This is a genomic window from Candidatus Igneacidithiobacillus taiwanensis (genome assembly GCF_031962545.1).
Lineage (GTDB): Bacteria > Pseudomonadota > Gammaproteobacteria > Acidithiobacillales > Acidithiobacillaceae > Igneacidithiobacillus > Igneacidithiobacillus taiwanensis.
The window spans coordinates 1-7,315 of sequence record NZ_JAVRKK010000109.1 but is presented as its reverse complement, the minus strand read 5'-3'; the positions used below and the strand labels follow the sequence as shown (position 1 = coordinate 7,315).

At 57.4% G+C, this 7,315-nt stretch carries 10 protein-coding genes; 8 read left to right on the top strand and 2 right to left on the bottom strand.

Going from position 1 to position 7,315, the window contains the following annotated elements:
• From RTI30_RS11225 to galE, 8 genes are all read left to right on the top strand, one after another.
• Nucleotides 1-975 (top strand): hypothetical protein (locus RTI30_RS11225; RefSeq protein WP_312283777.1); only part of this gene is annotated, 975 nt, incomplete at its 5' end.
• Nucleotides 976-1,170: 195 nt separating this feature from the next.
• Nucleotides 1,171-1,716, top strand: coding sequence for a hypothetical protein (locus RTI30_RS11220; RefSeq protein WP_312263149.1), 546 nt, complete (start codon nucleotides 1,171-1,173; stop codon nucleotides 1,714-1,716).
• A gap of 95 nt (nucleotides 1,717-1,811) precedes the next feature.
• Nucleotides 1,812-2,639 carry a hypothetical protein gene (locus tag RTI30_RS11215; RefSeq protein ID WP_312263150.1) on the top strand — a complete coding sequence of 276 codons (828 nt, stop codon included), beginning with the start codon at nucleotides 1,812-1,814 and terminating at the stop codon, nucleotides 2,637-2,639.
• 230 nt (nucleotides 2,640-2,869) lie between these two features.
• On the top strand, nucleotides 2,870-3,172 hold the full coding sequence (locus RTI30_RS11210) for a hypothetical protein (RefSeq protein ID WP_312283776.1): 303 nt from the start codon (nucleotides 2,870-2,872) through the stop codon (nucleotides 3,170-3,172).
• 457 nt (nucleotides 3,173-3,629) lie between these two features.
• A complete protein-coding gene (locus tag RTI30_RS11205; protein WP_312263152.1) occupies nucleotides 3,630-4,316 on the top strand; it encodes a hypothetical protein in 687 nt (228 codons plus the stop codon).
• A 23-nt stretch (nucleotides 4,317-4,339) separates the two neighbouring features.
• Complete coding sequence (locus RTI30_RS11200) at nucleotides 4,340-4,561, top strand: hypothetical protein (protein WP_312263464.1); 222 nt, start codon at nucleotides 4,340-4,342, stop codon at nucleotides 4,559-4,561.
• A 67-nt stretch (nucleotides 4,562-4,628) separates the two neighbouring features.
• Nucleotides 4,629-5,381: a hypothetical protein gene (locus tag RTI30_RS11195; protein ID WP_312274845.1), complete on the top strand. Its 753-nt coding sequence runs from the start codon at nucleotides 4,629-4,631 to the stop codon at nucleotides 5,379-5,381.
• A 74-nt stretch (nucleotides 5,382-5,455) separates the two neighbouring features.
• Nucleotides 5,456-6,442: a UDP-glucose 4-epimerase GalE gene (galE, locus tag RTI30_RS11190; RefSeq protein WP_312263466.1), complete on the top strand. Its 987-nt coding sequence runs from the start codon at nucleotides 5,456-5,458 to the stop codon at nucleotides 6,440-6,442.
• A gap of 38 nt (nucleotides 6,443-6,480) precedes the next feature.
• On the opposite strand, the gene RTI30_RS11185 is transcribed toward galE, so the two are convergent.
• Both RTI30_RS11185 and RTI30_RS11180 read right to left on the bottom strand, forming a co-directional pair.
• A complete protein-coding gene (locus RTI30_RS11185) occupies nucleotides 6,481-6,810 on the bottom strand; it encodes a type II toxin-antitoxin system VapC family toxin (RefSeq protein WP_312263467.1) in 330 nt (109 codons plus the stop codon).
• Nucleotides 6,811-6,884: 74 nt separating this feature from the next.
• Nucleotides 6,885-7,097: an AbrB/MazE/SpoVT family DNA-binding domain-containing protein gene (locus RTI30_RS11180; protein WP_312274847.1), complete on the bottom strand. Its 213-nt coding sequence runs from the start codon at nucleotides 7,095-7,097 to the stop codon at nucleotides 6,885-6,887.
• Between the last annotated feature and the right edge of the window lie 218 nt (nucleotides 7,098-7,315).

Sequence of the window (7,315 nt, the reverse complement as noted above, 5' to 3'; positions counted from 1 at the left end):
CCCCCAGGAGATCTGCCCATGCCCAAGGACATCGAGCGCCTGCGACGCAGTCCGGCAGACTACTACTACGGTTTCACGGGGCCGACGGACTATCGCTTGGCGCGCCTGGGGGCCTTTGCCGTGATAAACGGGGCCAAAGGACTCCGTATGGATGCCTACTCCGACCAAGGGACGGAAGACGACGTGCTGGCCATGATCTACGCCAATGGGTACGGTGTGCCGCGCAACATCCCCTTGGCGGAAAAGTACGCGTGTCATACCGGAGTGGCGCCTCTGGAAACGGCGCGCCGTTTGGCCCATTTGGAAGCCATGGGCACAGCCCTAGCCCGGGGGAAAAAGGTCAAACCCTACGACACGTGCGACGATATCACGAGTGGCATGAGTGCGCGTAATTGTAGTTTCATTACCCGGACGTTAAATGACAAAAAACGTGAGATCAAGCTTGGCATGATCGGGGCAGGCATGCCCGCGAAGCAGCGAGCGGCCTTATGGAACTACTGGAAATCTTATAAAAAATTTGTGACATTTTATAAAGAAGAGACCTATCCCTATTATACTTTCGGTAGTGCCGACTGGGCGAACGTCCGACTCGCAGAGGAAGAAGAGGACGTTTACGACCAATTTTTTGTGCAGTTAGAAGACCTGCGCAAGGATCGCGTGCCCAAGGTACGCGAGGACGAGGTCGAGGCGGCGGAATCTCGGTTGAACCAGGAATACGCGCAGCTACTGACAATGCTGCAGGCGCCCTGCAAGCACCTGACGGAGAGACAATTGGAGGTGTGCGAACATCGGCCATCACCACAGACGATACGGAAGATCGAGCGGCAGTGGCTGCGCTACCGCGAGGCCGCTTTGCGCTTTGCCAAGCTCTACCGACCGCAGATCGACCCGCAGCGTATCCAGTATTGGACGGCCATCGAGCAGACGAAGTGGTTGCAGGATCTGCGAGAAGCGTACACGCTGCCCAACGACTGACCTGCCTTGTCCGGCAGAAAAAAGTCCGTAGCGCACCGGACGCAAAAGGCCCACGCGGCGGACGATGGGAGACGCGAGACTCTGCGGATGGACGACGCGGTACGAGCGCGGGATCGGAAATGGGCGCTGTGGAGAACTGGAGCACCCGTCGGATACACACTAGACGCACGGAGACCGTGTTCGGGAGATCGTGAAATGAAGACGTTATGGCTGTTTCTCGCTTTCTTTGCGTTGGCCCAGGGCGCGCTGGCCCAGGGGTCCGGGGTTGTTCTCAACATCCGCCAGCCGAATCCACTAGATCAGACTCATTATGTGGTGACCTTATCCCGAGATGGTAAGTTGCTAGTCCGGCTTGATGACCAAACCGGCTCACCAGCGAGCGGAAGTATAGATGCTTTTACTTTTCCGGGAAAATATTGTGGCGGTGCAGCGCAAGCAATTTTAATCGTCTATGACTCGGCGCCATCGGCTTTTCCTTCGGTGGGTGGGGGATACATCATTCGCTATATCTTTGATGCTAAAACGTGGGAAACGATGGAAACTCATGAGAACATCGAACCCTATGACGATACCGAAACGGTGATTAAGGCATTTCAGAAAAAATTTACCAAGGGCACCCTGCGCTGTTATGACGCGAGGAAGTATGGAGATAAGGATGAACTCAATCTTGCCCTGAAACCACAAAGTATGGAGGGTGTTAATCAAGCAAACAGTGCAAAAAGGGCGGCGTCTGATCGGTAATCCTGGATATCGGGAGAGACGAGAGTCAGAGAGCGTCCAGCTGATTGATTTGGTTCCCGGTTCTGTTGCAGGGAATACTATCAAAGGGAGCGAACATGAAAAGAAAGCGACGTAAACAGATCGGTTGGATTTTGCGCTTGGGTGTGGGGATGTGCGGGCTTTTGGGTACGGCCCTTGCTCGAGCATCTGGAGAAGCGAAAACGAGCCAACACCCTGGCGGAAGCGCGGAGCAGACGCTACTGTTCTGCGGACTTACCGTCCTGTTATTGTGCCTCACTCCTGGGTTGTCGAGTGCGGCAACCTCGGATGACAACGGTTGGCATCCGTCAATCCCAGTCCAACCCATCGTCCAGAAAATTGTGAATAACCCCAAAGACACGGCAGCCATTCGGGCGTTGGTTGCCGGCGAGTGGCGTGTGATTGCAACCTATGGATTTGGGGTTTTGGCGAAAGACGCCCCCGAGGAGGTGCTGGGCAAAACCGGCCGCATCGTGCTGGACGGAAAAGATCCCAAGGTGCTGATGTTTGAATACGGCACCGATGGCTGCACGCCTGCCAAGGCAGCGGCAGATATCATTCGCTGGCTTCCTCTCGAAATTCCGCCGACAGGTTATAACCAGATCGGATGGTCACAAACGGGTGGATATCTCACCGAAGATGATACTGCTCTAGAAGAGCTCAAAAGTGGTCGACTGAAGACCTGGAATGGCAAACCCTTGAGTGCCGAGCGGCTAAAGGCTCTAGAACCAATATTTAGCCCAGATTTTTCCGAAAGCAGGAAAGACTCGCAATGGCTTCTTATCGGGTTTGCCAATCGATGTGAAGGAAAACGCGACACTGCCTTCTTTTTAGAGCCCACCCGCGGGGGTATGTTGATACAATATTATGTAGACGGCTTCCTCATTTACCAAAGGATCAAATGAACAGTTTGATCCACCCTGCTCCGCAGACAGCAAATTACGTTACGACACTTGCGGCGCCGAACCCCTCGGCCGCCGCAACATCTCGAACGAAGGGACTTCCCCCGATACCGGCAGACGATCTTCCCAAAAATCGCTATTGCGGAACAAAAGCGTTGACGCTCTGGGAGTGCACATTGCCAAAGCGAACCATAGTGCTGTGTCTCGCACGGCAGGGTACAGGCGCAGCCCGGTTGGCGGTGCGAGAGGCAGAAACATCCGGCAAAGAGCGTGTGATAATCGACGGGGGCCAGCCCAGCCTTGGGCTACATTACGAATCCGACTCCAATGGCGATGCCAGTTTGCGCTTTACCAGCCAAAAACAGAGCATCACTCTCATCGACCCCCTGCGCGGTGCCTCCATCTACGAGCAGTCGCAGGGCGGCAAGACTCGGCGCTACCAGTGCAGCAACCCTAACCAAACCCTGTCCCTCAATTTTACGCAAGCCCTTATGCAGACGCTGCACAAATTTCGATGGAAGAAGGAAGCATCGTAATGCCCGCAAGCCTTGGCATCTTTCTGGCTCTGGCCCCTTTCCCCATGGCGCTAAAACAACCAATGGCATATACGAAATCGTAAAAACATGATTGAGCGAAGCGTAAGTACATGAAATGGAAAAGGCAGGGTATATGCTATGTCACACAGCGCGCGGTTGGAGAAAGAAAGGGATAACGTGGCGATCACCGAAGCAAAAAGCTGCCGCTGCAGGGCTTGGCTTCATCCTGCTATATGCCGCAGGCACCGCACTAGCTGCCGGTGAATTCCCTTATACCTCCGATGATTATTTGACGTGTTTTCCAGACCGTCCACAACGGCCATCCATCAAAGTGATGTGCGACGCTCTTCACCACGCGCCACCTTGGGACGGTCATACTGAAAACCCGATAACTAATGCCATCTCCTTTTGGGGCCACACCCAAGGAAATTATGAGCGGCTACTACGCGATCTTCCCATGGGCAGTGTGGCGCAACAGCGGGTCATCGCCGAACAAAAAGCCTTTCTGGATCGGCGGGATCGCTGCGGCAAGAATATCGTTTGCATCGGCGATGTTGAGCAGGCGCGAAATGAAGAGCTCATGGCCCAGCGCCGAAAAGTCGAGCAGCCCTTCCCCGTCGAGGAGATGCAGCGCCTCACCCGCGCCTGGAAAACACCCGAGGGACGGCCGTTGTACCAAAGGCTCCTTGCCGGGTTAGCGATCTATCCCCTGCGGCAGGCCACCCTAGATAACGGCTACCAGTTGCAATGGGGCTTCCAGCCGCATCAAGCTACGGTGCAAACCTTGGGTGTGCTCGATCCCCAGGGCAAGATTGCGGCATTGGTGACGGCAGACGATGTCTACCGCGCCTGGCGTTCTGAAGGGGGTACATACTCCGGTCGGTTGCGTATCTATGTGCGCAGTGCAGGTGAATTGGGCAAGCTCTTGCCCGTCATCTACAGCTGGACCCTGGCGGATCTCCTCGGCTTCAACCTCGACTGCAAAGGCAAAGATGCAGAGCTTTGCAGCCAAGCCAAGCAGGCAAGCCGCCCGCCCATGGAGGCGTACGACCTGGGCTGCAAGCATCCCAATCGCCCGAGTTGCCGACTACCGGTCATCGAGCACCCGCCTGTTGCAGTGCCTTTAGAGCGTTTTTCGCAATGAATGAGCCCGCAAGGAGAACACCCATGTCGTTCCATCCTCTGTTGCGAGCGTATCGCTGGCTTTTTCCCCTGTTTCTGGTGGTATTGCCGACCCCCTTTGCCCTGGCCGAGATTCCGAGCCGCGCTATGGACGACTGCCCGGCCTTGGCAAAGTCGACCTATACCGACGATTGGATTTCGGCACGCTGTCGGCAAAACCCGCAGTCACCTTGGCAGAGGGTCTGTGAGGTCATCCGCACCTACTAAGCCAAAGGACTGGACGGACAACCCTCCACTTCTTCAGTCCACGCTCACGGTCTCTTTCTGGGAGGACTTGCAACAGGCTGGGAGAGGGACGTCCTACTGTCGGGCACTCCTGAAGGATCAACAAGACTTCGAGCATGGGCTGTTGGCCTGCGGCGACAAGGGTCCTTGTGTGGTTCAGGTCATGCGCAATCGATTACGACAGATCTCGAGTACCAAGCGACAATTCACTGGTCCGCAGCTTGGCCGTGAGGCTTTGCTTGACTTTTTCGGCAAGGATCGCGGCTTACCTCTCGGTCCCACGGAAACCCTCGAGGCGCGCAGTATTCGTGGCCTGAGTATCAGTCCTCTACCTCGCGCTTTCTTGCCGGAGAACCTGACACTGAGTTGGGGTTTCGAGCCTCATAACGCGCAGCTGCAGACCGCGGTCTTCAGCGGACCAGATGGCAAAGTCCTAGCCCTAGCCCTTGTGGATGGACTCTACAAGCAAGCAGCGGGCGAGAGTCGCCTGCCTGCAGAGGCGCGGATTCGCCTTTTTGTGCGTGATCCCAAGCGCCTGCCTTCCCTCCTGCCCTCCTTACAGTCTTGGGCTGCTGCCGATGCATTGGGTATGAATGTCGACTGCAGCGGCAGCAAGACCCGTGTCTGCACCCATAGGAGCCAGTATCACATGCCCATCGTCGCCTACCGTCTACCCTGCACCCCCGGCAAACTCGATCAGTGCCGTCTGCCCGTGCCAAAAGTGGTGGACTCATACGCCACCTTGACGCTGCCGCCGCCCCTCACTACCCTCGTGCCCAAGCCCTGCCCAATAACTCGTTAGCTCAGGAAGAATGAGATGCACCACTACCGTAAGCGCCTGTGCCCAGCCACCGGAACCCAGCTCAGGGCCGCAGCATGAAAGACCCGATTCTCGTTGTTGGCGGGGCGGGCTATATCGGCTCGCACATGGTCAAGATGCTGGCGCAGGCCGGCCACCGCGTGGTGGTGCTCGACAACCTCTGCACCGGCTTTGCCGACGCCGCCCGCTACGGCACCCTGGTGGAGGGCGACTTGGCCGACAGCGCCCTGCTCGACCGCCTCTTTGGCGAACAGCACTTTGCCGCGGTGCTGCACTTTGCGGCCTTGAGCCAAGTGGGGGAGTCGATGCAAATCCCCGCCCGCTACTACCGCAACAATGTCGCCAACACCCTGAACCTCTTGGACGCCATGGACCGCCATGGGGTGCGCAGCTTTCTCTTCTCCTCCACCGCTGCCATCTTTGGCGAACCCGAGTACACCCCCATCGACGAGGCGCATCCCACCCGGCCCATCAACCCGTATGGGCGCTCCAAGCGCATGGTCGAGGAGATGCTCGGCGACCTCGGCCGCAGCCAGGGCCTACGCGCCGTTTGTCTGCGCTACTTCAATGCCGCGGGCGCCGACCCCGAAGGCGAACTCGGCGAGCGCCATGATCCCGAAAGCCACCTGATTCCCCTGGTGCTGCAGGCGGCAAGCGGCCGCCGGCCGCAGATTGCCGTCTTTGGTAGCGACTACGATACCCCCGACGGCACCTGCATCCGCGACTACATCCACGTTTGGGACCTCTGCAGCGCCCATCTCTTGGCCCTCGAACATCTGCTCGACGGCGGCGCGAGCCTTGCCCTCAACCTGGGCAATGGGTTGGGATTTTCGGTGCAGGAAGTCATCGACACCGCGCGCCGGGTTACGGGTAAGGATATCCCCGTTCGCGCCGAAGCGCGTCGCCCCGGCGACCCCGCCATCCTCGTTGCCGACAGCCAACAAGCCCGCTCGACCCTGGGCTGGCAGCCCCAGTACGCCGAGCTCGATACCATCATCGCCCACGCCTGGGCCTGGGAGCAGCAAAAAGGAAAATGCTGGTAAAGCGCGCGGGGCTGGTTACCGCGGGCCGAGGAGTGGTGTCATCCAAAATCCTTCGGGCTGGTCTTGTCGAAGAGTGTCACGTTGGGGAGCCCTCGAAAATGTGCATCGCAGGTGAGTAGGCTTGCACTGTGGTGACGTGCGGTCGCATAGACGATGGCATCGGCGGTTGCTAATTTGTATTCTCGATGTAGTTCGACGGCCGGGAGCGCGATGCGGGTATCGAGGGGTACGACCACGCACTGTTGGGAAAAGGCAATCACCTGGTCGGCTTTCTCTTCGCCAACTTCGCGCAACAACCACTTCGAGAGCGCAAACTGCACCAGAGTGGGAACGATCCACTGTGGCTTTTCCGGGAAGTGCGTGGCCACCTACTTGCCCAATTTGGTACCGACCAACCACTCCACCCACGCCGAAGTATCGACTACACATGGCGTAGTGGCCACTAGAACCGATCCGCTCGGTCACGCAAAGCTCTGGTGCGTGATCCGCGAGCGATGCCAGCAAGCTCCTCTGCCTCAGGTACAGGCATTACCAGTACGCCCTTTCCTTTGGGGATAAATACGAACTTCTGCCCAGCTTGCCAATGCTGTTCCTCGCGCACCACCTTCGGAATGGATATCTGGTAGTTGCTGGATAGGGTTGCCGTCGTGACCATCATTCTTGCTTCATAGGGGTCGATAAGCTTCTCGTAAAAATAGCTGAGCCTAATGAATCTTGCCAATCGGTTGCAGACGCCGAACTGCTGCCACCCAGGCATTGGCGCAGCCTAGCCGGGCACTGCATAAGTTCACAAACCTTTGGCACTTCTTTGGCGAGGGAGGAGTGCCATGCAGGTTCAACATGTCGGGTACCGGATCCGGGGGTTTTACCGGG

Bases quoted from the DNA above. Each gene is read 5' to 3' on its own strand.
- RTI30_RS11220 (WP_312263149.1), top strand. From the start codon at position 1,171: ATGAAGACGTTATGGCTGTTTCTCGCTTTCTTTGCGTTGGCCCAGGGC.
- RTI30_RS11200 (WP_312263464.1), top strand. From the start codon at position 4,340: ATGTCGTTCCATCCTCTGTTGCGAGCGTATCGCTGGCTTTTTCCCCTG.
- RTI30_RS11205 (WP_312263152.1), top strand. From the start codon at position 3,630: ATGGGCAGTGTGGCGCAACAGCGGGTCATCGCCGAACAAAAAGCCTTT.
- galE (WP_312263466.1), top strand. From the start codon at position 5,456: ATGAAAGACCCGATTCTCGTTGTTGGCGGGGCGGGCTATATCGGCTCG.
- RTI30_RS11215 (WP_312263150.1), top strand. From the start codon at position 1,812: ATGAAAAGAAAGCGACGTAAACAGATCGGTTGGATTTTGCGCTTGGGT.
- RTI30_RS11180 (WP_312274847.1), bottom strand. From the start codon at position 7,097: ATGGTCACGACGGCAACCCTATCCAGCAACTACCAGATATCCATTCCG.